The 25,083-nt window shown below is 71.6% G+C and carries 23 protein-coding genes; 13 read left to right on the top strand and 10 right to left on the bottom strand.

The annotated features are described in order from the left end of the window. Positions 1-23: 23 nt before the first annotated feature. On the top strand, positions 24-872 hold the full coding sequence (locus ACZ5DS_RS24690; RefSeq protein ID WP_468242246.1) for a class I SAM-dependent methyltransferase: 849 nt from the start codon (positions 24-26) through the stop codon (positions 870-872). A gap of 19 nt (positions 873-891) precedes the next feature. Here the strand turns inward: ACZ5DS_RS24690 and cseC are convergent, their stop codons facing one another. The 5 genes from cseC to ACZ5DS_RS24665 form a co-directional block, all read right to left on the bottom strand. Next, a complete protein-coding gene (gene cseC / locus ACZ5DS_RS24685) occupies positions 892-2,250 on the bottom strand; it encodes a two-component system sensor histidine kinase CseC (RefSeq protein WP_468242244.1) in 1,359 nt (452 codons plus the stop codon). Positions 2,251-2,261: 11 nt separating this feature from the next. After that, on the bottom strand, positions 2,262-2,966 hold the full coding sequence (gene cseB, locus ACZ5DS_RS24680; RefSeq protein ID WP_468242241.1) for a two-component system response regulator CseB: 705 nt from the start codon (positions 2,964-2,966) through the stop codon (positions 2,262-2,264). 41 nt (positions 2,967-3,007) lie between these two features. Beyond that, on the bottom strand, positions 3,008-3,658 hold the full coding sequence (locus ACZ5DS_RS24675) for a hypothetical protein (protein WP_468242239.1): 651 nt from the start codon (positions 3,656-3,658) through the stop codon (positions 3,008-3,010). Further along, positions 3,646-4,185, bottom strand: coding sequence for a SigE family RNA polymerase sigma factor (locus ACZ5DS_RS24670; protein WP_067006350.1), 540 nt, complete (start codon positions 4,183-4,185; stop codon positions 3,646-3,648). Before ACZ5DS_RS24670 ends, ACZ5DS_RS24675 begins: the two co-directional genes overlap by 13 nt. A 273-nt stretch (positions 4,186-4,458) precedes the next feature. Further along, complete coding sequence (locus ACZ5DS_RS24665; RefSeq protein ID WP_468242235.1) at positions 4,459-5,334, bottom strand: HhH-GPD family protein; 876 nt, start codon at positions 5,332-5,334, stop codon at positions 4,459-4,461. A gap of 191 nt (positions 5,335-5,525) precedes the next feature. Here ACZ5DS_RS24665 and ACZ5DS_RS24660 point away from each other — a divergent pair, with 191 nt between their 5' ends. After that, positions 5,526-6,332: a hypothetical protein gene (locus tag ACZ5DS_RS24660; protein ID WP_468242233.1), complete on the top strand. Its 807-nt coding sequence runs from the start codon at positions 5,526-5,528 to the stop codon at positions 6,330-6,332. A gap of 151 nt (positions 6,333-6,483) precedes the next feature. On the opposite strand, the gene disA is transcribed toward ACZ5DS_RS24660, so the two are convergent. Both disA and radA read right to left on the bottom strand, forming a co-directional pair. Further along, a complete protein-coding gene (gene disA / locus ACZ5DS_RS24655; protein ID WP_468242231.1) occupies positions 6,484-7,608 on the bottom strand; it encodes a DNA integrity scanning diadenylate cyclase DisA in 1,125 nt (374 codons plus the stop codon). Positions 7,609-7,689: 81 nt separating this feature from the next. Continuing rightward, on the bottom strand, positions 7,690-9,099 hold the full coding sequence (radA, locus tag ACZ5DS_RS24650) for a DNA repair protein RadA (RefSeq protein WP_468242228.1): 1,410 nt from the start codon (positions 9,097-9,099) through the stop codon (positions 7,690-7,692). A 200-nt stretch (positions 9,100-9,299) separates the two neighbouring features. On the opposite strand from radA, the gene ACZ5DS_RS24645 reads away from it, so the two are divergent. Then, a complete protein-coding gene (locus ACZ5DS_RS24645; RefSeq protein ID WP_468242226.1) occupies positions 9,300-10,979 on the top strand; it encodes a BACON domain-containing protein in 1,680 nt (559 codons plus the stop codon). Positions 10,980-11,045: 66 nt separating this feature from the next. On the opposite strand, the gene ACZ5DS_RS24640 is transcribed toward ACZ5DS_RS24645, so the two are convergent. Continuing rightward, the gene (locus tag ACZ5DS_RS24640) at positions 11,046-11,894 is read right to left on the bottom strand and encodes a DUF3109 family protein (RefSeq protein WP_468242223.1); all 849 of its coding nucleotides are present in this window, start codon (positions 11,892-11,894) and stop codon (positions 11,046-11,048) included. 71 nt (positions 11,895-11,965) lie between these two features. Between ACZ5DS_RS24640 and ACZ5DS_RS24635 the strand changes: the two genes are divergently transcribed. The 4 genes from ACZ5DS_RS24635 to ilvD all read left to right on the top strand — a co-directional run bounded on the left by ACZ5DS_RS24635 (position 11,966) and on the right by ilvD (position 16,453). Then, a complete protein-coding gene (locus ACZ5DS_RS24635) occupies positions 11,966-12,898 on the top strand; it encodes a Ppx/GppA family phosphatase (protein ID WP_468242221.1) in 933 nt (310 codons plus the stop codon). Positions 12,899-13,038: 140 nt separating this feature from the next. Continuing rightward, the gene (locus tag ACZ5DS_RS24630; RefSeq protein ID WP_468242219.1) at positions 13,039-13,860 is read left to right on the top strand and encodes a sugar phosphate isomerase/epimerase family protein; all 822 of its coding nucleotides are present in this window, start codon (positions 13,039-13,041) and stop codon (positions 13,858-13,860) included. Further along, positions 13,857-14,462 (top strand): TetR/AcrR family transcriptional regulator, encoded by a 606-nt coding sequence (locus ACZ5DS_RS24625; RefSeq protein ID WP_468242216.1) that lies wholly within the window; start codon positions 13,857-13,859, stop codon positions 14,460-14,462. Before ACZ5DS_RS24630 ends, ACZ5DS_RS24625 begins: the two co-directional genes overlap by 4 nt. Before the next feature lie 137 nt (positions 14,463-14,599). Beyond that, on the top strand, positions 14,600-16,453 hold the full coding sequence (ilvD, locus tag ACZ5DS_RS24620) for a dihydroxy-acid dehydratase (protein ID WP_468242214.1): 1,854 nt from the start codon (positions 14,600-14,602) through the stop codon (positions 16,451-16,453). A gap of 53 nt (positions 16,454-16,506) precedes the next feature. Here the strand turns inward: ilvD and ACZ5DS_RS24615 are convergent, their stop codons facing one another. After that, the gene (locus tag ACZ5DS_RS24615) at positions 16,507-18,633 is read right to left on the bottom strand and encodes a serine/threonine-protein kinase (protein ID WP_468242212.1); all 2,127 of its coding nucleotides are present in this window, start codon (positions 18,631-18,633) and stop codon (positions 16,507-16,509) included. Positions 18,634-18,813: 180 nt separating this feature from the next. Between ACZ5DS_RS24615 and ACZ5DS_RS24610 the strand changes: the two genes are divergently transcribed. The 6 genes from ACZ5DS_RS24610 to proC all read left to right on the top strand — a co-directional run bounded on the left by ACZ5DS_RS24610 (position 18,814) and on the right by proC (position 23,337). Beyond that, positions 18,814-19,155 carry an SH3 domain-containing protein gene (locus ACZ5DS_RS24610; protein WP_468242209.1) on the top strand — a complete coding sequence of 114 codons (342 nt, stop codon included), beginning with the start codon at positions 18,814-18,816 and terminating at the stop codon, positions 19,153-19,155. Positions 19,156-19,198: 43 nt separating this feature from the next. Then, positions 19,199-19,720 (top strand): EamA/RhaT family transporter, encoded by a 522-nt coding sequence (locus ACZ5DS_RS24605; RefSeq protein WP_468242207.1) that lies wholly within the window; start codon positions 19,199-19,201, stop codon positions 19,718-19,720. A gap of 246 nt (positions 19,721-19,966) precedes the next feature. Next, positions 19,967-20,764, top strand: coding sequence for a class I SAM-dependent methyltransferase (locus ACZ5DS_RS24600; protein ID WP_468242205.1), 798 nt, complete (start codon positions 19,967-19,969; stop codon positions 20,762-20,764). Positions 20,765-20,878: 114 nt separating this feature from the next. Beyond that, entirely contained in the window at positions 20,879-21,676 is a 798-nt protein-coding gene (locus ACZ5DS_RS24595; RefSeq protein WP_468242203.1) for an ABC transporter ATP-binding protein, read from the top strand. After that, the gene (locus ACZ5DS_RS24590; protein WP_468242201.1) at positions 21,673-22,446 is read left to right on the top strand and encodes an ABC transporter permease; all 774 of its coding nucleotides are present in this window, start codon (positions 21,673-21,675) and stop codon (positions 22,444-22,446) included. Before ACZ5DS_RS24595 ends, ACZ5DS_RS24590 begins: the two co-directional genes overlap by 4 nt. Positions 22,447-22,524: 78 nt before the next feature. Beyond that, positions 22,525-23,337 (top strand): pyrroline-5-carboxylate reductase, encoded by an 813-nt coding sequence (gene proC, locus ACZ5DS_RS24585; protein ID WP_468242199.1) that lies wholly within the window; start codon positions 22,525-22,527, stop codon positions 23,335-23,337. Positions 23,338-23,384: 47 nt separating this feature from the next. On the opposite strand, the gene trpS is transcribed toward proC, so the two are convergent. After that, positions 23,385-24,410 (bottom strand): tryptophan--tRNA ligase, encoded by a 1,026-nt coding sequence (gene trpS, locus ACZ5DS_RS24580; protein ID WP_468242197.1) that lies wholly within the window; start codon positions 24,408-24,410, stop codon positions 23,385-23,387. Positions 24,411-25,083: the final 673 nt, after the last annotated feature.

The raw sequence follows: 25,083 nt of genomic DNA, 5'->3' as shown, positions 1-25,083 counted from the left end.
CCGGACGGCCGGGAGGACACGGCATGCGCGAGGAGACGGTCGCGGCGGACCACACGGCCGTGCGGGTCGCCCTGTGGCGGGCCCTGCACGTCCGGGCCGATCCGCCGCCGCATGTGATCGAGGACGAGATCGGGCTGCGGCTCGCGGCCCCGGACGAGGGCTGGCGCGGCCGCCCCGACATGGATGCCCGGGCCACACGGCGCACCCGCGCCTCCATCGCGGCACGTGCCCGCTTCGTGGAGGATCTCGTCGCGGACCAGGCCGCCCGGGGCGTCGACCAGTACGTCCTGCTGGGCGCCGGACTGGACACCTTCGCCCAGCGGCGGCCGGAAATCGCCTCCGCGCTGCGGGTGTTCGAGGTCGACCGGCCAGGACCGCAGGCCTGGAAGAGACAGCGCCTGGCCGAGCTCGGGTACGGCGTCCCCGAGTGGCTGCGGCTGGTGCCCGTCGACTTCGAGGGGGACTGGTGGGAGCAGCTGGTCACGGCCGGGCTGGATCCCGGCCGGCCGGCGGTGGTCGCCGCCACCGGCGTCACGATGTATCTCACCAGGGACGCGGTCGAGGCCATGTTCCGCCTCGTCGCCACGCTCGCCGCGGGCTCCACGCTGGTCACGACCTTCCTGCGGCCGCTGGAGGACGTCGAGCCGGACCAGCGTCCGCAGCTCCAGGCGGCCGTGACCGGCGCCCGCGCCTCCGGAACACCCTTCCTCAGCTTCTTCACGCCGCCGCAGATCCTGGACCTGGCCCGGGCGGCCGGATTCCGTGAGGTCCGCCATGTCACGGCCGAGGACCTCACCGCGCGCTACTTCGCCGACCGGGCGGACGGCCTGCGGCCCTCGCGCGGGGAAGAACTCCTCGTGGCGACCACCTGAGTGCACCTGCCGGGCGTGCTCAGCCGGCGCCCCCGGACAGCGGCAGCATCGGATGGCTGCCGGTGTTCGTCGGGGCGTGTTCCGGAAGCCAGAGGACGGCGACCGCGCCCTCCGCCGGGATGTGGTCGGGCGCGCCGGCAGGCCGAACGTTGCGGAAGGTCAGGCGGGCACCCAGCACCCGGGCCTGGCCGGCCGCGATGGTCAGGCCGAGGCCGTGACCCGTGCCCGCCCGGTCCATGCTGCCGGTGCGGAAGCGGCTCGGGCCCTCGGCGAGCAGCGCCTCGGGGAAGCCGGGGCCGTGGTCACGGACCCGGATGACCCGGCCCTCGACGGTGACCTCGATCGGCGGCTTGCCGTGCCGGGCGGCGTTGGCGAGCAGGTTGAACAGCACCCGCTCCAGGCGGCGCGGATCGGTGGTGACCTCCGACTCGTGCACCACCCGTACGGCGACGTCCGGGTCCTTGGCGGCCACGCGCCGGGTCACGAACTCGCCCAGCATGATGTCCTGCAACTCGGCCCGCTCGGAGGCGCTGTCCAGGCGGGCCACCTCCAGGACGTCCTCGACGAGGGTGCGCATGGCCTTCGCGCGGTCCAGGACCAGTTCGGTGGGGCGGCCGGGCGGCAGCAGTTCGGCGGCGGTGAGCAGCCCGGTCACCGGGGTGCGCAGCTCGTGCGCGATGTCGGCGGTGACCCGCCGCTCGGCCTCCAGACGCTGCCGCAGCGCGTCCGCCATGGCGTCCACCGCGCGCGCGAGATCGTCGGTCTCGTCCCGTACGACGCCGCCGATGGCCTCCCGCACCCGTACGTCCGTCTCGCCCTTGGCGACCTGGCCCGCCGCGGCCGCCGCCTTGCGCAGCCGCCGCGACAGCTGCCCGCCGATCAGCACGCCGAGCGCGCTGCCGCCGAACACGACCGCGATGGACCCGATGAACAAGGCCCGGTCGAGGTCCTTCATCACGTTCGTGGAACGGTCCGGGAAGTGGGTGTGCAGGGACAGCACATGCCCGTCCTTGGCGGGTACGGCCGCCCAGATGTCCGGTGGCCCTCCGCCGTGGTCCGAGACGTCGCTGACCCGGCGGCCCCCCTCGACCCCCTCGCGCAGCGCGGGAGGCAGCGCGGCGTCGTCGATCTTGATGTTGGGGAAGTTCGGCCGCCCGTACCGCTCGTAGTTGCCCTGGGCGATCTGGACGCGCTCGTTGGCCAGGTCGCGCGCGTTGTCCAGCATCGAGACCCGGGCCGCGTTGTGCACGACCAGGCTCAGCACGATCGCCACCAGCCCGGCGACCAGCGCGATCGCCGCGCTGAGCTTCCATCTGAGCCCCGTCTTGAGGCCCGCACGCTCCGCCCACCCCACCGGGCGCCGAATGATCCCCCGCATGACCGCCTCGCTCAGGCCTTCAACTTGTAGCCGAAGCCGCGGACCGTCTCGATCCGGTCCTGGCCGATCTTCTGGCGCAGCCGCTGCACATGGACGTCGACGACCCGGGTGTCCCCGCCCCAGCCGTAGTCCCACACCCGCTCAAGGAGCTTGTCGCGGGAAAGAACCGTCCCGGGCGCGGAGGAGAACTCCAGCAGCAGCCGCATCTCGGTCGGGGTGAGCGCCACCGGCTGCCCGGCCCGGCGCACCTCCATGCCCTCGGTGTCGATCTCCAGGTCACCGAAGGTCAGCGGGCCCGCGTTCACGTGCGAGGGGGACTCCTCGGCCGACGCGGCCCCGCCGGCGTGTCCGAAGCGGCGCAGCACCGCGCGGATCCGGGCGACCAGGACGGCGCCGTCGAACGGCTTGGTCACATAGTCGTCGGCGCCTGCCTCCAGGCCGAGGACGACGTCGATGGAGTCGGCCCGCGCCGAGAGCATGATCACCGGCACGGTCGACTCGTCCCGGATACGACGGCACAGGCTGACGCCGTCCAGGCCCGGAACCATGACGTCCAGCAGCGCGATGTCCGGCCGGTTCGCCCGGAACGCGTCCAGGCCCGACAGGCCGTCGGGCATCGCGGTGACCGCGAAGCCGTCCCGCTCCAGGGCGAGCTGCGTGGCCTCGCGGATGACGTCGTCGTCCTCGACGAACAGGACGTGGGTCTGGTCTGCCATCCCGGTGCTCTCAGTCCTTGTGATGTGCGTGCGTGGGGGGTTCAGCCGTCCGACGCGGACGCCGCGTCGCCGCCGGTTCTGCTGTATTCGGTGTCGTGCCTGTACCGCTCGGTGAACCGGTCCGCCTGCCACCTGTAGGTGATCACGGTCTCCCTGGACGGGTTCGACATCTGATCGTCCGTGTCGTACACCTGCTTGGTCACGGTCAGGCCGGTGCCGTCGATCTCCCCGACGACCGGCGAGTCCTCCGCCTTGAACACATTCTTGTACGTGCCTTTGACGTCCCGGTACACGTACGTGCCGATGCCCACCCAGTCACTGCATGTCGACACGTTGATCAGAAGGTCGTCCACGGAGCCGCCGGTCAGATCGCCGTAGGTGACGTCGACCGGATCATCGTCGCCGTCGCACGGCTTCAGGTCCCGCTTGACGGACGCCGAGACCGCGGGGTCGTTCTTGAGCAGGTCCACGGCGTCCACGTGCCGGTAGGAATCGGAGGGGCTGGGCGACGGCGAGGCGACGGCGCCCGCCATGGCGGACGCGTGCGCCGGGCCCTCGTCCCGGGCCCCCTCGCCGCCGCTGCTGCACGAGGCGGTGAAAAGGGCGAGGGCGGCGATCGAGGCCACAGCCGTGATCACCGCCAGAGAACCAACTCGGGCCTCGCTGGGCCCGGCCTCGGTCAGGCCGCGCAACGCTCCCGCTCCTCACGCTCCAGCGCGCGTGCGTCCAGATCGCGGGCCTCCAGCTCCTCGCGGAGCCGGGCGAGCGCCCGGTGCAGCGTGCTCTTGACCGTACCGGCCGACATGCCGAGGGCCGCGGCCGTCTCCTCCGTGGACATCTGCTCCCAGTGTCGCAGCACCACGACACTGCGCTGCTTCGGAGCGAGAACCTTCATGATGTCCATGAGGAGCGCCCGGTCGGCGTGCTGCTCGGTGGAGTCGTCGACGGAGGCGTCCGGCAGCTGCTCGGTCGGGACCTCCTCCAGCTTGCGCGCACGCCACCACTCGGTACGGGTGTTGATCATCACCCGGCGCAGGTAGGCGTCCGCGAGCCGCTTGTCGGCGATGCCCTCCCAGCGGCCGTACGTCCGCACCAGCGCGGTCTGCAGCAGGTCCTGGGCGTCGACCGGGTCCGGGACGAGCCGGCGGGCGCTGCGCAGCAGCGCGTCCTGCCGGGTGCGGACGTATTCCTCGAACTCGAGCACCTCGCCCTGCGCCATGATCAACCGCCTCCGTTCCCCGTGTACTCCCGGCCTGTGCCTGAAGTCCCGCTGTACCGCTGTCCCGTGGTCTGCCGGGCACGAGCAAGAAACTACGGACCTCTTGTCACGGGGCTGTGCGAAGCAGCCTGCGGCTAGCAATCGGCTGTCCGTCGGTTGTGTAACGGAAGCAGGTTCGGGGTATGAAGGGTGGCCCTTATGTCCCTTTATGGGGCGCTTTGTGGGGCTGAGTGGTGCGTAACGAGGGCCCTGACGCTGTGATGTGGCTGTGCGTCAGCTCAGCGGAAGCCGGTACAGACCGCCGGGCAGCGGCTCCACCAGACCGTCCGTGACGAGCCCGTCGAGAGCGCGGGCACGCTGCACCGGCTCGTGCCACACCCGGTCCAACGCCACCTGTGGCACCGGCGCGTGCGCCTCCCGCAGCACGGCGAGCAGCTTGCCGCGCACCTGCCGGTCCGTACCGGCGTACGTCTGCCCGCGCCGCGGCGGCCCCTCGTGCTCCGGCTTGCCCGCGAGCCGCCAGGCGCACTGCGTGGCGATCGGGCACCGCTGGCACCCCTCGTTCTTCGCTGTGCACACGAGCGCGCCCAGCTCCATGGACGCGGCGGCCCAGCGGGCGGCGGTCTTCTCGTCCTCGGGCAGCAGCTCACGGGCCAGCCGGCGCTCGGCGGCCGTGGTGGCGTTCGGCGGGTACTGCACCCCGGTCACCGCCCGGGCGAAAACCCGGCGCACGTTCGTGTCCAGCACCGCGTGCCGCTGCCCGTAGGCGAAGGAGGCCACCGCCGCGGCCGTGTACTCGCCGACCCCGGGCAGCGCCAGCAGCTGCGCGTGATCCGTCGGTACGTCCCCGCCGTGCCGTTCCGTTATGGCGACCGCGGCGCCGTGCAGACGCAGGGCGCGGCGCGGATAGCCGAGCCGGCCCCAGGCGCGCACGGCCTCTCCGGGGGCCTCCTCGGCGAGGTCGGCGGGGCGCGGCCAGCGGGCCAGCCACTGCTCGTAGACCGGCTGGACCCGGCTCACCGGGGTCTGCTGGAGCATGAACTCGCTGACCATCACGCCCCACGGGCCCGCCTCCGGGCGGCGCCAGGGGAGGTCGCGGGCGTGGATGTCGAACCAGGCGATCACGGGGGCGTGAAGCTTCTCAGTCATGGCCTTCTGATCCTGCCACGGGTCGGGCGGACAGAGCCGGTGACAGCACGGTTGCGGAGCGTTGCGTCGGGTTGCCGTGTGTGAAGGACCCTTTCTCCCGCGGCAGTTGCCGGGATGATGATCCGGAAAAGTTGAGGCTGGGGCGGCGGGTGGGGCAAGCAAGCGCGCCGATCTCTCGTACAGTTTGCGCCGTGGGATCTCTGCGCAATCCGGTCGGGCCGCTTCCCTCCACCATCTACTGGCGACGGAGGGTCGTACTGCTGTCCGTGGTCGCCCTGTTGGCGCTGCTGATCACCTGGATCGTCACCGCCGGCGGCGGGGGCGGCAAGAAGAACAACGCGGGGTCCAGCGGCAAGAATCCCGCCTCCACGATCACGCCGGGGCCCTCCTCCCCGGGGCCCGCGATCAGCCAACATCCGGGCGGGCGCGACGAGTCGGGCGGCGGGGACTCCGGTGGGAGCGGTTCCGGGTCGGGCGACGGCTCCGGTTCGGACGACAAGGGCGGCTCCGGCTCGGCGGGGTCCGACGGCGGCGGTTCGGGGTCCGGTGGCGGCCAGGTCGGTACGGGCGACACGCTGCCGGCGTCCTCCTCGCTGCCCAACTGCACCCCCGGAGCGGTCACGTTGACCCTGCGCAGCCGGCACAACGCGTACTCGCCGGACCAGGCGCCGGCGTTCGAACTCACCGCGAAGAACACGTCGTCCGCGGACTGCAAGGTCGATCTCGGGCCGAAGAAGGCGGTGTTGACCATCACCCCGGCCGACAGCAGTGACCCCTTCTGGTCCTCGGCCGACTGCCCGAAGGGCGCTGCGAGCCTGGTGTTCCGGGTGCCTGCGGGGCAGAGCATCACGTACACCGTGCAGTGGGACCGCAAGCCGAGTGCCCCGCAGTGCGCGACGCCTCCGGCGGGGTCGGCGAAGCCCGGGACGTATCTGCTGGAGGCCGAGGCGCCGGGGTTCGCCAAGGGCCAGACGTCGTTCGTGCTGTCGGCGGATTAGCGGCTGCTGTCGGCTGCTACGGACGGTGCGATTGCGGCGGACGGCGCCGCAACCCCCAGGGGCACGGGGCTGTATCGATGTGCGGCCCCGCCGCGTGGGCGCGATCAGCCACGACGGACCCGCAGCCCACGACGGACCCGACAGCCCGAGGTCAGACGTACCGCTCGAGGATGGAGGACTCCGCCAGGCGGGACAGACCTTCGCGCACACTCCTCGCCCGGGCTTCTCCGACGCCGTCCACCGTCTGCAGGTCATCCACGCTGGCAGCGAGCAGCTTCTGCAGGCCGCCGAAGTGTTCCACCAGACGGTCGATGATCGCGCCCGGCAATCTCGGCACCTTCGCCAGGAGGCGGAAGCCCCGCGGGGACACCGCCGAGTCGAGGGTCTCGGGGGAGCCCGTGTAACCCAGCGCACGCGCCACCGTGCCCAGTTCCAGCAGTTCCGCGTGGCTGAGGGCGTCCAGCTCGGCGAGCGCCTCCTCGACCGTGCGGGAGCGCTTCGCCGTGGGCTCGGGGACGTAGTCCCGGACGACCAGCTCGCGGTCGGGCTCGACCCCGGCGATCAACTCCTCCAGCTGGAGTGCCAGAAGACGACCGTCCGTGCCCAGTTCGACCACATATTCGGCGATTTCGGTGGCAATGCGTCGGACCATCTCAAGACGCTGGGCGACCGCCGACACGTCCCGGACCGTCACCAGGTCCTCGATCTCCAGCGCCGACAGCGTGCCCGCGACCTCGTCCAGGCGGAGCTTGTACCGCTCCAGGGTGGCCAGCGCCTGGTTCGCGCGGGAGAGGATCGCCGCGGAGTCTTCGAGCACGCGCCGCTGGCCGTCCACGTACAGGGCGATCAGCCGCATCGACTGGGAGACGGAGACCACCGGGAAGCCGACCTGCTTCGAGACCCGGTCCGCCGTGCGGTGCCGTGTGCCCGTCTCCTCCGTGGGGATCGTCGGGTCCGGCACCAGCTGGACGCCGGCGCGGAGGATCTTCGACAGGTCGGAGGAGAGCACGATGCCGCCGTCGAGCTTGCACAGCTCCCGCAGCCGGGTGGCGGTGAACTCGACGTCCAGGACGAAACCGCCCGTGCACATCGCCTCGACGGTCTTGTCGGAGCCGAGGACGATGAGCCCGCCGGTGTTGCCGCGGAGGACCCGCTCCAGGCCGTCACGCAGGGGCGTGCCCGGAGCCACGGCGCTCAGTGAGGCGCGCATCAGGCCATCGGAACCGGCACTCCCACCGGACTTTCCGGGAGCTGCTGCCCGGTCGTTGGCTGCCACTGCACTCCTCCGGTCGCAGGTTCTGGGGCGCTGCCTTCGTGCGCACTGGGTTCGTACGGACGGGCGAGACCAGGGCAAAGTCTACCGGCGGTCCTCCGCCTCCTGTGGGGCCTCTCGGCGACGGGAGCGCGGCAGGACCCTGAGTGCGTCCCCCATGTCGGCGACTTCCAGGACCTTCATCCCGGGCGGGACCTTGCCCGGATCGCCCGGCACGAGCGCGTGCGTGAAGCCCAGCCGGTGGGCCTCGGTGAGCCTGCGCTGCACGCCGGTGACCCGTCTGACCTCGCCCGCCAGACCCACCTCGCCGATCGCGACGAGGTTCTTCGGGAGGGGGGTGTCGCTGGCGGCCGAGGCGAGGGCGAGGGCGATCGCCAGGTCGGCGGCCGGTTCCGACAGCTTCACACCGCCCACCGTCGCCGAGTAGATGTCCCGCTTGCCGAGCGCGCTGATCCGGCCGCGCTGCTCCAGCACCGCGAGCATCATCGACACCCGGGAGGTCTCCAGGCCCGAGGTGGTCCGGCGCGGGGAGGGGATCTGCGAGTCCACGGTCAGCGCCTGCACCTCCGCCACCAGCGGGCGGCGGCCCTCCAGGGTGACGGTCAGGCAGGTGCCCGGGACCGGTTCGTCACGACGGGTCAGGAAAAGTCCGCTTGGGTCGGCAAGTCCCGTAATGCCCTCGTCGTGCAGTTCGAAGCAGCCGACCTCGTCCGTGGCGCCGTAGCGGTTCTTCACCCCGCGCACCAGGCGCAGGCGCGCGTGCCGGTCGCCCTCGAAGTGCAGCACCACGTCCACCAGGTGCTCCAGCAGCCGGGGGCCGGCGATCGCGCCGTCCTTGGTGACGTGGCCCACCAGCAGGGTGGACATGCCACGCTCCTTGGAGGCGCGGATCAGGGCGCCGGCCACCTCGCGGACCTGGGCCATGCCGCCGGGGGCGCCGTCGATCTCCGGAGAGGCCACCGTCTGCACCGAGTCCAGGATCAGCAGGGACGGCTTCACCGCGTCCAAGTGGCCGAGGACGGCCGACAGATCGGTCTCGGCGGCCAGATACAGGTGGTCGTCGAGGGCGCCGATGCGGTCGGCGCGCAGCCGCACCTGGCTCGCCGACTCCTCGCCGGTCACATAGAGGGTCCGGTGCTCCTCGCTCGCGGACTTGGCCGCCACGTCCAGCAGCAGGGTGGACTTGCCGACCCCGGGCTCGCCCGCGAGCAGCACCACCGCGCCGGGGACCAGACCGCCGCCGAGCACCCGGTCCAGCTCCGGCACGCCGGTCGAGCGGGCGGTGGCCTGGCGGCCGTCGACCTGGCCGATGGGCAGCGCGGAGCTGGTGACGCGGCCCGGAGCCGTCGTACGGACCGCGGGTGCGCCGTACTCCTCGACCGTCCCCCAGGCCTGGCACTCGGGGCAGCGGCCGAGCCACTTGGCCGTCTGCCAGCCGCACTCGGTGCAGCGGTAGGACGGTCGGTCCTTGGTGGTCTTGGTACGGGCAGCCATGCGGAAACCGTAGCCCGCGGCACTGACAGCGCCCGTCCGGGGCGCCTGTGGGTGGCCCGGTACCGGCCACGGTCCATCGGATTCGAGCCGCGGAACGAGGGATTCCTGTCCCCTTATGAGGGATCGTTTCACCCGTATGGATTAAAAGTGCTCAAGGTGCAAGAAGGGGCACTCCACCGCCGCCTACGGTCGCACGGGTGATGAGCAGCAGTCCTCAGACCACGTCCCGCACCGTCGCCGCGCACCGGGCGCACCGCGAGGTGCGCGACCGAGCCGCCGCGCGCACGCTCGCCCAGCGGCCGCCGGCGCGCTACGAGCCGTACGTGGACGGTCTGTTCACCTACTGCCTGTCGGTGCTGTGCGACCACGACGCGGCCACCACCGCCCTCGGGGACGTCCTGGCGCTGGCGGAGCGGCGCGGGCAGCGCGTCCCGGAGGCCGCCGCGGACCGCAGGGCCTGGCTGTACGCGCTCGCCCGCTGGGCGTGCCTGCGCGGGCTCGCCGAGGCCAAGCAGAAACGTCAGGCCACTCATGCGGCGGGCCGTCCCGCGGCCACGAAACAGATGCCCGATCCGCCCGTCTCCCCGGAGGTCCAGGAGCAGCGGCACCGCGAACTCGCCCTGCTCGCCTGGCCGGAGGCGGCCGGCACCACCCCCGAGCAGCGCGAGGCGCTCGAACTCGCCGTCCGCCACCACCTCGCCGCCCACGAGGTCGCCGCCGTCCTCGGCATCGAGCCCGCCACCGCGCGCGAGCTGCTGGCCTCCGCGGCCTGCGAGGTCGAGCGCACCCGCGCCGCGCTCGCCGTGGTGGAGACCGGCGGCTGTCCGAGCGTGGCCCACCTCACCGGAGACAGTCGGCTGGTCCTCAGCACGGCCCTGCGCCGCGAGCTGGTCCGGCACGTCGACGACTGCCCGCGCTGCCGCCGTACCGCCGAGCGCGCCGTGCCCGGCCGCTGGCCCGGCGCCACGGTCACCCCGGCCGAGCTGCCCGTCCTGGAGGCGCCCCGCGCGGCCCTGCACGTCGCCCTCGCGCACCACTCGCGCGCGCGGGGTGCCGCCGTGCCCCGCTTCGACCGGCGCGGCTTCCCGATGGACCCCAAGGACCACGCCGCCCGCCGGGACCGCCTCCGCGCGCGTGCCGTCACCACGACCGTCGTCGCCACCGTCGTCGCGGCCCCCGTGCTCGCCCTGTGGGCCGCCTACCGGGGCACGCCGACCGCCGACGAGGAAGGCCGTGCGGCCACCGCACGCGGGGCACAGGGCCCCGACGCCCTCGGCAGCGACACCGCAGGCGGCTACGAGAACGCGGGAAACGCCCGCCTGAAGCCCGGCGGCAGCCCGGGCAAGGAGGGCACGTCGGACGTCTCCGTGGAGGTCATCAGCGTCTCCGGGGGCGACCGCAAGGGCGCGGGAAGGCTCGCGGTCAGCGCCGGCAACGACGGCGACACCACGCTGATCACCCTCACCGCCTCCGGTTCCGCCCCGGTCCGCTGGTCCGCGTCCGCCTCGGCGGACTGGCTCTACTTCAGCCAGTCCACGGGAACCCTCGACCCCGGCGAGACGTTGACGATCAAGGTGTACGTTGACCAGCTGCGCGAGCCGTCCGGCCACTGGCGCGCCCGGGTGGCGATCTCACCGGCCGGCGCCGTGGTCACCATCGACGGCTACGGCACCGCCCCGAGCCGCCCCTCGACCCCGACCCCGTCCTCGCCCCCGACCAGCCCGGACCCGACGCCCTCGACCCCCACGGCCCCGCCCACCAGCCAGTCCCCGTCCCCGACCGACCCGAGCCCCAGCCCCAGCGACCCCACCCCGTCCGATCCGCCGAGCCCGTCCCCGTCCCCGAGCGACGACGGCAGCCCGAGCCCGTCGGAGAGCTAGAGACTGCCGGTCACTGCCCGTCGGACAGCCGGCAGGTCGCCTCCGGGCCGGCGGGCGTCCCCCTGACTAGCGGACGTCCTCCGGGTCCGCCGGATGCGGCGCCACCAGCGGCAGCTGCGACGCCAGACGCTGCTCGCACAGCTCGACCAGGCGGTCGTAGCCGGCCTTGCCCATCAGCTCGGTCAGCTCGGCCCGGTAGGAGACGTACACCGGATCGCCCGCGCCGTGTGCCGAGGTCGCCGACGTGCACCACCAGTGCAGATCATGGCCGCCCGGACCCCAGCCCCGGCGGTCGTACTCGCCGATCGACACCTGGAGCACGCGCGTGTCGTCGGGCCGGTCGATCCAGTCGTACGTCCGCCGGATCGGCAGCTGCCAGCACACGTCCGGCTTGGTCTCCAGCGGCTCCCGGCCCTCCTTCAGGGCCAGGATGTGCAGCGAGCAGCCCGCGCCGCCGGCGAACCCGGGACGGTTCTGGAAGATGCACGAGCCCTGGAAGGGCCGGGTCTGCCGGGATCCGTCCTCGTCCTTCGAGACCCAGCCGCCCCGCGTGCCCTCGTCGTAGTGCTGCCAGATCTCCGGCGTGAGCCTCGCCACGTGCTCGGCGACCCGCTTCTCGTCGTCCTCGTCGGAGAAGTGGGCGCCCAGCGTGCAGCACCCGTCGTCGGCGCGGCCCGCCTGGATGCCCTGGCAGCCGCTGCCGAAGATGCAGTTCCAGCGCGAGGTCAGCCAGGTCAGATCGCAGCGGAAGACCTGCTCGTCGTCCGCCGGATCAGGAAACTCCACCCATGCGCGCGCGAAGTCGAGCCCCTTCTCGTCGCTCGGCTTCGGGGCCTTCCGGGGGCTCTTGGCGGATTTTGCACCCTTTTCTGCCTTGGCAGCTTTGTCGGGTTTCGCCTTCTTCGTCTTTGGCACGCGTCCAGAGTAAGTGGCCCGAGGCCGATCGGGGGAACGAGGACGGGGGTTCTGGCAGTAGCGTTCCGTACATGAGACTCGGTGTCCTGGACGTGGGTTCGAACACGGTGCATCTGCTGGTGGTGGACGCTCACCCCGGCGCGCGCCCGCTGCCCGCGCATTCGCACAAGGCCGAACTTCGGCTCGCCCAGCTGCTCGACGACAGCGGTGCCATCGGTGACGACGGTGTCCGGAAACTGATCGCCGTCGTGCACGAGGCGCTCCAGGCCGCCGAGGACAAGGGCGTGGAGGACGTGCTGCCGTTCGCGACCTCCGCGGTCCGCGAGGCCACCAACGCCGACGACGTCCTCGCGCGCGTGGAGGGGGAGACCGGCGTACGGCTCCAGGTCCTCACCGGCGAGGAGGAGGCCCGGCTCACCTTCCTGGCCGTCCGCCGCTGGTTCGGCTGGTCCGCCGGAAAACTGCTGGTCCTGGACATCGGCGGCGGCTCCCTGGAGATCGCCTACGGCATCGACGAGGAGCCGGACGCCGCCGTCTCCCTGCCGCTCGGCGCCGGCCGCCTCACCGCCGCCTGGCTGCCCGGCGACCCGCCCAGCCCCGAGGCCGTCCGCGCCCTGCGCCGCCACGTCCGCGCGCAGATCGCCCGGACCGTCGGCGAATTCAGCCGCTTCGGCGCCCCGGACCACGTCGTCGCCACCTCCAAGACCTTCAAACAGCTGGCCCGCATCGCTGGCGCCGCCCGCAGCACCGAGGGCCTCTACGTCCAGCGCGACCTCAAGCGCGAGTCCCTGGAGGCCTGGGTCCCCCGCCTGTCCGGCATGACCGCGGAACAGCGCTCCGAACTCCCCGGAGTCTCGGAGGGCAGGGCCGGCCAGCTCCTGGCGGGCGCCCTGGTGGCCGAGGGCGCGATGGACCTGTTCGGCGTGGAAAGCCTGGAGGTCTGCCCGTGGGCCCTGAGGGAGGGCGTGATCCTGCGGCGCCTCGATCACATGAATTCAGCCTGATCACCTGAGGGGCGCGGGGCCGTATCGCCATGCGGCTCCGCCGCGCGGGCGCGATCAACCCAAGCGAACCCGCACCCGCGAATGGCGAACCTCACAACGGCGAACAGGCACCCCACCCCCTCGCCACTCCACCCCTTAAGGTGACGGACGTGGCTGAACCAACGGACGTGAGCGTGGCGCTGTCCACCGCCTCCGTCTACCCGGAGTCGACGGCGACGGCGTTCGAGATCGCCGCGCGCCTCGGGTACGACGGCGTCGAGGTCATGGTGTGGACCGACCCGGTCAGCCAGGACATCGAGGCCCTGCGCCGCCTGTCCGACTACCACGGCATCCCGATCCTGGCCGTCCACGCCCCCTGTCTGCTGATCACCCAGCGGGTCTGGTCCACCGACCCCTGGACCAAGCTCCAGCGGGCCCGGGCGGCCGCCGAGAAGCTGGGCGCCGACACCGTCGTCGTCCACCCGCCCTTCCGCTGGCAGCGGCAGTACGCCCGCGACTTCGTCTCCGGGATCTGGCGGATGGCGCACGAGACGGACGTACGGTTCGCGGTAGAGAACATGTACCCGTGGCGCTACCGCGACCGCGAGATGCTGGCCTACGCGCCCGACTGGGACGTCACCAAGGACGACTACCGGCACTTCACGGTCGATCTGAGCCACACCGCCACGGCCCGCACGGACGCGCTGCACATGATCGACCGCATGGGCGACCGCCTCGCCCACGTCCACCTCGCCGACGGCCGCGGCTCGGCCAAGGACGAGCACCTGGTCCCCGGCCGCGGCACCCAGCCCTGCGCCGAGCTGCTGGAGCGCCTCGCGCGCACCGGCTTCGACGGCCATGTCGTCATCGAGGTCAACACCCGCCGGGCGATGTCCGGCGCCGAGCGCGAGGCCGACCTCGCCGAGGCCCTGGCCTTCACCCGCCAGCATCTGGCCTCCGCAGTGGAGGTGCCGCGGCGATGACCGGGACCACCTCGCGCCGAAGGGGCCGGCCGCCGCGCGCCGAGTCCGCCGACACCCGCGACCGCATCCTCAGCGCGGCCCGCGAGGAGTTCTCCGAACGCGGGTACGAGAAGACGTCCGTGCGCGGCATCGCCAAGGCCGCCGGGGTCGACTCCGCGCTCGTCCACCACTACTTCGGCACCAAGGAGCAGGTCTTCGAGGCCGCCGTCGAGGTCGCCTTCGCACCCGCGCTCGGCGCCCCGAACGCGGTGGCCGAGGGCCCGCTGGAGGGGGTGGGGGAGCGGCTGACCCGCTTCGTCCTCGGCGTCTGGGAGAACCCCACGACCCGGGCGCCCCTCCTCGCGATCCTCCGGTCCGCCGTGAACAACGAGACCGCCGCCGCCGTCTTCCGCCGGCTCGTCGCCACCCAGCTGCTGCGCCGCGTCGCCGCCCAGGTGGACCTGCCGGACCCGGAGCTGCGCGCCGAGCTGGCGGCCGCCCAGCTGGTGGGCACCGCGATGATGCGCTACGTGATCAAGCTGGAGCCGCTGGCCTCGGCGGATCTGGAGCAGATCGTCGCGCGGGTGGCGCCGGTGGTGCAGGGGCATCTGACGCAGCCTTGACAGCTGCCCCGGTGAAACACGTGTCCCGCATTCCGGACAACCTTGTCCAGCCCTTGGAGGGGCGGCGTACGCTCGTAGGAAGTCAGAACTCTCTGTCAGAAATCCCTGGCGGATGGTCTTCGAAGGAGCGAGCGACGATGCCCGAGCTGAGGTCCCGCACAGTCACCCACGGCCGCAACATGGCGGGCGCCCGCGCCCTGATGCGCGCCTCCGGTGTACCCGGTGCGGACATCGGCCGGAAGCCGATCATCGCGGTCGCGAACTCCTTCACGGAGTTCGTGCCGGGCCACACCCACCTGCAGCCGGTCGGCCGGATCGTCAGCGAGGCGATCAAGGAGGCGGGCGGCATCCCGCGCGAGTTCAACACGATCGCCGTGGACGACGGCATCGCGATGGGCCACGGCGGCATGCTGTACAGCCTCCCCTCCCGCGACCTGATCGCGGACTCGGTGGAGTACATGGTCGAGGCCCACTGCGCCGACGCCCTGGTCTGCATCTCCAACTGCGACAAGATCACCCCGGGCATGCTGCTGGCGGCCCTGCGCCTGAACATCCCCACGGTCTTCGTCTCCGGCGGCCCCATGGAGGCCGGCCGCGCCACCCTGGTCGACGGCACGGTCCGCACCCTCGACCTCGTCGACGCGATCTCCGACGCCGTCAACGACAAGATCTCCGACGAGGACATCCTCCGGATCGAGGAGAACGCCTGCCCGACCTGCGGCAGCTGTTCCGGCATGTTCACCGCCAACTCGATGAACTGCCTGACCGAGGCCATCGGCCTCTCCCTCCCCGGCAACGGCTCGGTCCTCGCCACCCACACCGCGCGCAGGCAGCTCTACGTCGACGCGGCCCGCACGGTCATGGACATCACCCGCCGCTACTACGAGCGGGACGACGAGTCCGTCCTCCCGCTCAACATCGCCACCTTCGCGGCCTTCGAGAACGCCATGGCGCTCGACATCGCGATGGGCGGCTCCACGAACACGATCCTGCACCTGCTGGCCGCCGCCCAGGAGGCGGGCGTCCCGTTCGGCCTGGAGCAGATCGACGCCGTCTCCCGCCGCGTCCCGTGCCTGGCCAAGGTCGCGCCCAACGTCGCGAAGAACCGCACGTACTACATGGAGGACGTCCACCGCGCCGGCGGCATCCCCGCCCTCCTCGGCGAACTGCACCGCGCCGGCCTCCTCAACGAGGACGTGCACGCGGTCCACAGCCCCTCCCTCTCCGACTGGCTGAAGACCTGGGACGTCCGCGGCGGCTCCCCGTCCCCCGAGGCCGTGGAGCTGTGGCACGCGGCCCCCGGCTGCGTCCGCTCCGCCGAGGCCTTCTCCCAGTCCGAGCGCTGGGAGGCCCTGGACGAGGACGCCGAGGGCGGCTGCATCCGCAGCACCGAGCACGCGTACTCCAAGGACGGCGGCCTCGCCGTCCTCAAGGGCAACCTGGCCGTCGACGGCTGCGTGGTGAAGACGGCCGGCGTCGACGAGTCCATCTGGACCTTCGAGGGCCCGGCCGTCGTCTGCGAGTCCCAGGAGGAGGCCGTCCAGCGGATCCTCACCCATGAGGTCAAGGACGGCGACGTCGTCGTCATCCGCTACGAGGGCCCCAAGGGCGGCCCCGGCATGCAGGAGATGCTCTACCCGACCTCGTACCTGAAGGGCCGCGGCCTCGGCAAGAGCTGCGCCCTGATCACCGACGGCCGCTTCTCCGGCGGCACCTCCGGCCTCTCCATCGGCCACGCGTCCCCCGAGGCGGCCTCCGGCGGCACGATCGCCCTGGTCCAGGACGGCGACCGGATCCGCATCGACATCCCGAACCGCACGATCGAGCTGCTCGTCGACGAGGCGGAGCTGGCCCGGCGCGAGGAGGCCCTGGCCGGCGTGTACGCCCCGAAGAACCGCGACCGCAAGGTCTCGGCCGCCCTGCGCGCCTACGCGGCGATGGCGACCAGCGCGGACAAGGGCGCGGTGCGGGACGTGACCAAGCTGGGCTGACCCGCCGGCTCACGGCAGGGGCCGCCCCTCGGTGGGGCGGCCCCTTTCGCATGTCACCAGGCTGAGGGCTTGCGGGCGTCGAGGGCGAAGACGGTGCCGTCGGGGGCTGTGGCGAAGATTCGATCGCCGACGACGACCGGCGCGGGCGGTGCCCCCGCGACCCCCGAGCGGTTGCCGAGGCGGGCTTCGGTCTGCCCCACGAGCCTCCCCTCGGCCGCATCGGCGGCGAGAAGCCGCCCGTCGCCCGAGCTGAAGTACACCCTCTTGCCGTCGGTGACAGGTGCCGACCCACGGATCACGGAGGTCTCCAGGCGCCACAGCTGCTTCTGCGCGTCCAGATCGACAGCCAGCAGGGAACCACCGGTGGCCAGGAGATAGGCGAAGTGCCCCCGCACGGTTGCCTGAGCGTCGTCGAGCGCGACGGGCAGCCTCACTCGGTGCGTCTCCTTCGAGGCGGGGGTATAGCGAACGATCTCCTCGGTGTGTCCGTAGACGCTGTCAACGGACAGGAAGAACACGGAGCCGCCCTGGGCACCGAACAACCTCAGTGCTCCGGCGAGCCGGACGTCCCATCGCACACGGCCCGTGCCCGGATCCACCGCGGTCACCCGCGTGCTCGAGCCGTCGACGGACGTACGGGCTGCGTAGGCCTGGGAGTCTCCCTGGAACGACAGAAAGGCCGGCGTGCCCTGACCGGGGAACCGGCGCTGCCACTTGGTGTCACCGGTCGCCGCGTCCACACCGGTGACCGTCCCGTCGGCGTGCGTGAGCAGGGCCATGCCGCCCGTGTAATGAATCGTCGTGCCCGGAGAGAGGCGTCGCTCCCAGACCACCTTGCCCGAGGCGGGGGCGAGAGCCGCCAGACGTGACCCGCCGCTCGTATAGGGCTGCACGAGACCGGCAGAGACCAGGGGCGGTTCACTCAAGGTCTGCTCGACGACGGAGTGCCGCCACAACAGGGCGCCGTCGGCGGGGGACACGGCGAACACCACCCCGGGTCGCGCGCAGAGCAACTCCCCAGCTCCGTAGGAGCATTGCGGCATGTCCTTGCCCGGCCCGACCGGTTCGGTCGCCCAGGTCGCGGCGGCCGTCGACACCGTCCGTGGGCTCCCGTGCTGCGACGTGTGCCGGGGGGTGTCGAACAGCCGTACCGAGGTCAGGGCGCCGAGCACGGCAAGCCCGAGCACTGCGGCGCCCACAGCCGCCATCCGCTTCTTGTGGCGCCGACGTGGTCCGGTCTGCTCCACGGATTGCTCTACGGCCCGCTCCACGGCCCGCTCGGCACCGGCCTGCTGCCCCCGGTCGACTTCACCCGTCCGCTGCGCCGGTATGAACGCCTGCGTATCGTACGAGGCCGCCTGCGACCGCAGCTCCCGCATCAGCTCGTCGGGAGTGGGCCGGTCCTCGGGCTCCTTGGCGAGACACCGCAGCACCAGCGGCGCGAGGCTCTCCGGCACCCCGGTCAGATCCGGCTCGTCGTGCACCACCTGATACGCGACGACATACGGGCTGTCGGAGTCGAACGGCCCCCGCCCGGTCGCCGCGTGCACCAACACCGACCCGAGGGCGAAGATGTCCGCCGCCGGTCCCACCTCCCGCGGGCGCCGGAACTGCTCGGGCGCCATGAAAGGCGGCGTTCCGATCAGCTTCCCGGTCTCGGTGCGCAGTTCACTGTCCTTCGGACGGGAGATGCCGAAGTCGATCACCTTCGGCCCGTCCTCGGCGAGCAGCACATTGCTCGGCTTGAGGTCCCGGTGCACGACCCCCACCCGATGGATGTCGCGCAGCGCCTCGGCGAGCCCGGCCATGAGCCGACGCAACTGCGCCGCCGGCATCGGCCCGTTCCGCTTCACATGCTCCGAGAGCGTCGGACCGGGAATGAACAGCGTGGCCATCCAGGGCCGTTCGGCCTCCGGGTCGGCGTCCACGACCGGCGCGGTGAAGGCACCGCTCACCCGCCGGGCCGCGGCCACCTCCTGCCGGAAACGGCCTCTGAACTCGGGGTCCCTTGCGAACTCGGCATGTACGACCTTCACCGCGAGCTTCAGCCCCGAGGTGCTGCGGGCCAGATGCACCACGCCCATGCCACCGGACCCCAGACAGGACTCCAGGTGGTACTGACCGGCGTACTCGGGAAGTTCCGCTTCCGCGCCCGCTCCGGTGTTGCGCTGTGGCGTCATGGACCACCCCCGTGCTGTTCGTCCGCGCGCGCGACGCACGGAGCCTAGTCGATGACTCGTACGAGACAGAGGCGGCTTGCTAGCGTCTGCATACGAGTTGCGCACAGGTGTTTCGCAATTCGTCTCAGGGGCATCAACGTGCCCCATGACAGTCATGGGGACAACGGGGGGAGGCACTCGATGTCTGTCGAGCGCGTCAGAACAGACGACAACGTCGGAGCAGACGACAACAGCGGTGCAGCGGCTGCGACGGCCGCGGTCGCGACGGAGGGACTGCGGTACTACTCGGTCGCCCCGGGCGTACGCCTGAACGTCCGCAGTGGGCCCGGCACCAACTACAACCTCGTCCGCGTCCTGCCCGAGGGAGCCAAGGTCCACATCTACTGCCAGTCACCGGGCACCACCATCACAGGCCCGTACGGCACCTCGAACATCTGGGACAACATCAGCAACGGCGAGTACGTGTCGGACGCCTACGTGCAGACGGGCACCGACGGCTACGTCGCCGGGCGCTGCAGCTGACCCCGCCCGGGAGCCCGCCCCCGTCCGGAGCCATAATCGTCCCGTGAGCGACGAAACCGGCACCCCGGACACCCCGGCGGGCTCCACAGGCGGCGCGGCCCAGGGCGGTCCCCGTCCGGAACCCCTGCGTTTCTTCGGCACGTCCTGGGTGAACCACGACAACGGTTACGGGGCCCGCCGCGCCGGCGTGGCCGTCGGCTCCCTCGCCACGGCCGCCGTCTCCTGCCTGGTCCTGAACTTCGCCTACGAGGGCATCCGGATCGCCGACACCGGCGCCTTCGTGTCCGTGCTGATCGTCGCCATGTTCGCGATCTGCAGCGCGCTCGCCTTCCGCAACACCTGGGAGGGCTTCGGCAAGCGCCAGGACCCCCAGCGCCAGGCCTCCCTGCGCGGCCTGCTCGCCATCGGCTTCGTCGGCTCCCTGCTCGCCTACTTCTTCCGCTCCCTGACCGAGGCTCCGGGCGAGAAACTGCACCGCGAGGAGTACGACAAGGCCCGCGAGGAGTACGACCGCCGCTCCACGCGCCGCACCGGCAACCCGTCGAAGAAGAAGCGGCGCCGGTAAGCGACGCAGCTCAAGGGGCCGGAGCAAACCACGGCAGGGGACCGGAGCAAGCCGCGGGCAGGGGGCCGGAGCGAGCCGCGGGCAGGGAACCAGGGCAAGCCGCGGGCAGGGAACCAGGGCAAGCCCCGGCCAGGGGACCTGCGTGAGGCGCGATGAGAGGACCGGCGCAAGGGCCGCTGCCCGAAAACCGCCGCCCGCCCCCCTACCCGCTGTCCCCACGCGCCCCCCTCCACGCACCATGGCGGCATGACCGCGATCCCAGCCCCCTCGGAGCCGTCCACGCCGCCGCACGCCCTGCGCGCCCACTCCTTCAACGCGGCGGCGGCGCAGTACGCCGCGAACCGCCCCTCCTATCCGCCCGCCCTCTTCGACGCGGTGGAGGAGCTGGCCGGCCGGTCGCTGTCCGGCACCCGGGTCGTGGACGTCGGTGCCGGCACCGGTATCGCGACCGCTCTGCTGCACGCCCGCGGCGCCGACGTCCTCGCCGTCGAGCCCGGTGCGGGCATGGCCGACGAGTTCCGCCGCGCCCTGCCCCACATCCCGCTCGTGCGGGGCAACGGCAACGCCCTCCCCGTCGCCGACGCCCACGCCGACTTCCTCACCTACGCCCAGGCCTGGCACTGGACCGACCCGGCCCACTCGGTGCCGGAGGCGCTGCGCGTGCTGCGGCCGGGCGGGGCGCTGGCGCTGTGGTGGAACACCGAGGCCATCGACGTCGAGTGGATCGCCGAGGCGGCCGACCGCACCGGCCGGTTCTTCGGTGTGGACATCCCCGCCGAGAAGCGCAAGGCCGCGGACCGCACGGATCTGGCCGACCCCAGCGGCCGCCTCCGCTTCACCCGTCGCGAGGTCCGCTGGAGCCGCCGTGTCCCCGTCGACACCCACCTCGCCAACATCGGCAGCCACTCGGCCTTCCTCGTCACCCCCGAGGCGCGCAGGACCGCGTTCCTGGAGGAAGAGCGCGCCCATCTGCTCGAGGTCTTCCCGGACGGCATCGTCGAGGAGACCTACGACGTGCTCCTGCTCGTGGCGACCAACTCCTGACCCCCGATCCTTCCGACAGCGGCGGCCCGGTTCCTTCCGGGCCGCCGTTTTCGTGTACGGCGCAGCGACCGCAGCCACTTGACGGCGCCGCTGCGCGAGCCGATTATTCATCGCATGATGAATTATGCGCCCGACCCCCTCCACCCCACGCCACCGGACGCCGTCCACGCCGAGGACCTCACCGTCGTCCGCGGCCCCCGCACCGTCCTCCACCACCTCGGCTTCACCGTCCCCCGCGGCCAGATCACCGGCCTGCTCGGCCCCTCCGGGTGCGGCAAGTCCACCCTCATGCGCTCCATCGTCGGCACCCAGGCCAAGGTCACCGGCACCCTCGACGTCCTCGGCCGCCCCGCCGGCCACCCCACCCTGCGCAGCCGCATCGGTTACGTCACCCAGGCCCCCTCCGTCTACGACGACCTGACCGTCCGCCAGAACCTCGACTACTTCGCCGCGATCCTCGACCCCGGCCGTGCCACCCCCGAACGCCGCCAGGACGTCGAACGCGTCCTCACCGACGTCGACCTCACCAGCCACGCCGACGCACTCGCGGGCAACCTCTCCGGCGGCCAGCGCAGCCGCGTCTCCCTCGCCGTCGCCCTTCTCGGCACCCCCGAACTCCTCGTCCTCGACGAACCGACGGTCGGCCTCGACCCCGTCCTGCGCCGCGACCTGTGGACCCTCTTCCACGAGCTCGCCGCCGGACGAGGCGCCACCCTCCTCGTCTCCTCCCACGTCATGGACGAGGCCGAGCGCTGCCACCGCCTCCTCCTCATGCGCGACGGCCGGATCCTCGCCGACGACACCTCGGACGCCCTGCGCACCCGCACCGGCACCGACACCGTCGAGGCCGCCTTCCTCCGCCTCGTGGACGAAGCCGCCGCCGCGGACCTCAGCAAGGAGACAACCCGATGAGCACGACCACGCCCACCGCCCCCACCAGCGTGTTGAACGCCGCCCGCACCACCGCCACCGCGGCCCGCGTCCTGCGCCAGCTCCGCCACGACCCGCGGACCATCGCGCTGCTGATCCTCATCCCCTGCCTGATGCTGATCCTGCTGCGCTACGTCTTCGACGCCAGCCCGCGCACCTTCGACAACATCGGCGCCTCCCTGCTCGGCATCTTCCCGCTGATCACGATGTTCCTGGTCACCTCCATCGCCACCCTGCGCGAACGCACCTCGGGCACCCTCGAACGCCTCCTCGCCATGCCCCTCGGCAAGGCCGACCTCATCGCCGGCTACGCCCTCGCCTTCGGCGCCCTCGCCATCCTCCAGTCGGCCCTCGCCACCGGACTCGCCGTCTGGCTCCTCGGCCTGGACGTCACCGGCTCACCCTGGCTGCTCCTCCTCGTCGCCCTCCTCGACGCCCTCCTCGGCACGGCCCTCGGTCTCTTCGTCTCGGCCTTCGCGGCCTCGGAATTCCAGGCGGTCCAGTTCATGCCCGCGGTGATCTTTCCCCAGCTCCTCCTCTGCGGCCTCTTCACTCCCCGCTCCGACATGCACCCCGTCCTCAAGGCCATCTCCGACGTCCTGCCGATGTCGTACGCCGTCGACGGCATGAACGAAGTCCTCCATCACACGGACATGACCGCAACCTTCATCCGCGACGTCCTGATCGTGGCGGGGTGCGCGGTACTGGTGCTGGGTCTGGGGGCAGCGACGCTACGGCGCCGGACGGCATGAGCTCCCCCGGCGGCACAGGGAGTCCGCCCACCGGACAACCCACCCGCGCCCCTCTTCCCCGGTGCGAAACTGAACCGCATGAGCCAGAAAGTCGCAGTCCTCGGCACCGGCAAGATCGGCGAAGCCCTGCTCAGCGGAATGATCCGCGCCGGCTGGGCCCCGGCGGACCTCCTGGTCACCGCCCGCCGCCCCGAACGCGCCGAAGAACTCCGATCCCGCTACGGAGTCGCTTCGGTCACCAACCCCGAGGCCGCCAAGACCGCCGACACCCTGATCCTCACGGTCAAGCCCCAGGACATGGGCACCCTCCTGGACGAACTCGCCCCGCACGTCCCCGCCGACCGCCTGGTCATCAGCGGAGCCGCCGGCATCCCCACCTCCTTCTTCGAGGAGCGCCTCGCCGCAGGCACCCCGGTCGTCCGCGTCATGACGAACACCCCCGCCCTCGTCGACGAGGCCATGTCCGTCATCTCCGCCGGCAGCCACGCCACCGAGGCACATGTCGCGCACGCCGAGGAGATCTTCGGCGCCGTCGGCAAGACCCTCCGAGTCCCCGAGAGCCAGCAGGACGCCTGCACCGCCCTGTCCGGCTCCGGCCCGGCGTACTTCTTCTACCTGGTCGAGGCCATGACCGATGCCGGCATCCTGCTCGGCCTGCCCCGCGACAAGGCCCACGACCTCATCGTCCAGTCCGCCATCGGCGCCGCCGTGATGCTCCGCGACAGCGGCGAGCACCCCGTCAAGCTCCGCGAGAACGTCACCTCCCCGGCCGGCACGACGATCAACGCCATCCGCGAACTGGAGAACCACGGCGTACGCGCCGCCCTCATCGCCGCCCTCGAGGCCGCCCGAGACCGCAGCCGCGAACTCGCCTCCGGGAACAAGGACTGAAGCCCACGGCGCCCCGAAGGCGGCGGGTCACCCCGCCGCCCCGCGGGCTAGCGAGCGGCGCTCAACGCAGGCTCCGACACCGGCGGCAGCAACCCGATCGCCCGATAAGCGGTATCGACGGTCGGCCGGGCCATCGCCCGGGCCTTCTCCGCACCATCCCGCAGCACCCCCTCCACATACACAGGATCCGCGCACAACTCCCTGTGCCTGGCCCGCACAGGCCTGAGCACCTCCACCACGGCCTCCGCGGTGTCCTTCTTCAAAGTGCCGTACGAGTCGTAAACGCTCGCCAGTGACTCAGGGTTCCCGCCCGTGCACGCTGCGAGAATCTCCAGCAGATTCGCGACCCCCGGCCGCCCCTCCCGGTCGTACTCCACGTCCCGCCCGCTGTCGGTCACGGCCCGCATGACCTTCTTGCGCACCACGTCCGGCTCGTCCAGCAGATAGACGATCCCCGGTCCCGAGTCGTCCGACTTCCCCATCTTCGCCGTCGGGTCCTGGAGGTTCATCACCCGAGCTGCGACCTCCGGACGGGTGGCCTTCGGCACCACGAACGTGTGCCCGTACCGCTGGTTGAACCGCACCGCCAGATCCCGCGTCAGCTCGACGTGCTGCGTCTGGTCGTCCCCGACCGGCACCTCGTCCGCCCCGTACGCGAGGATGTCCGCCGCCATCAGCACCGGATACGTCAGCAGCGACAGCCGCACGCTCCCGCCGCGCTCGCGCTCCCGCGCGGACTTCTCCTTGTACTGGATCATCCGCCGCATCTCCCCGTCGGTCGCCACGCACTCCAGCAGGTACGACAGCCGCGTGTGCTCGTCGACATGGCTCTGCAGGAAGACCGTGCACAGCTCTGGGTCGAGCCCCGACGCCAGCAGCAGCGTCGTCGCCTGCCGGCTGAGCCTGCGCACCCGCGCCGGATCGTGGTCCACGGTCAGCGCATGCAGATCGACGATGCAGAACAGCGCGTGCGACCGGTGCTGGTCCACCTCGGCCCAGCGCCGCATGGCGCCCAGGTAGTTCCCGAGGGTCAGGTGCCCGGTCGGCTTGATCCCGCTGAAGACCCGCGTCATCTCTACTCCACCTCCTGGTCGGGCCGCCGTCCCGGTCGGCCGGCCCCCGGAGTTCTGGAGGAGATACGAGAACGGCCGCCGAGGCGGCGGCCGTTGAGTGCATACGTGTGTACGGCCGCCGTCAGGCGGCCCACCACTGCTGGGTACACGTACGCGTAGTCACGTCCCCAGAGTACGCACACGAGGGACCCCGGGGAGGAGAGTTGACACACCCCGGACCGATACGTAGTGTTCTCCGAGTTGTCCGACGTGAGCGCCGACTCCGGTCGGTCCCCGGACAGCCATTCCGCAAGTACCAGCCACTCTCCGACGCTACGGCGCCGTGTGCTTTGGCATGCGTATTTACGAAATGAGGAATCCGCGTTCGAAAGGACGCAGTCCCCGATTAGCTCGGGGGCCAGGAATCCGCTAAAGTCTCACTCGTCGAAACGGCCCAGCGGCCGGGAAGACAAACCCGCTGACTGGGAGTCAGGCCCGAAAGGATCTGATAGAGTCGGAACCGCCGGAAAGGAAACCGCGAGAGCGGAAACCTGGAAAGCACCGAGGAAATCGGATCGAGAAAAGATCTGATAGAGTCGGAAACACCGAAGGGAAGCCCGGAGGAAAGCCCGAGAGGGTGAGTACAAAGGAAGCGACCGTTCCTTGAGAACTCAACAGCGTGCCAAAAATCAAC

It is taken from the genome of Streptomyces sp. NPDC031100 (assembly GCF_055570785.1).
Note: the sequence above shows the minus strand (reverse complement) of the source record. Positions and strands in the feature narration are given on the sequence as shown.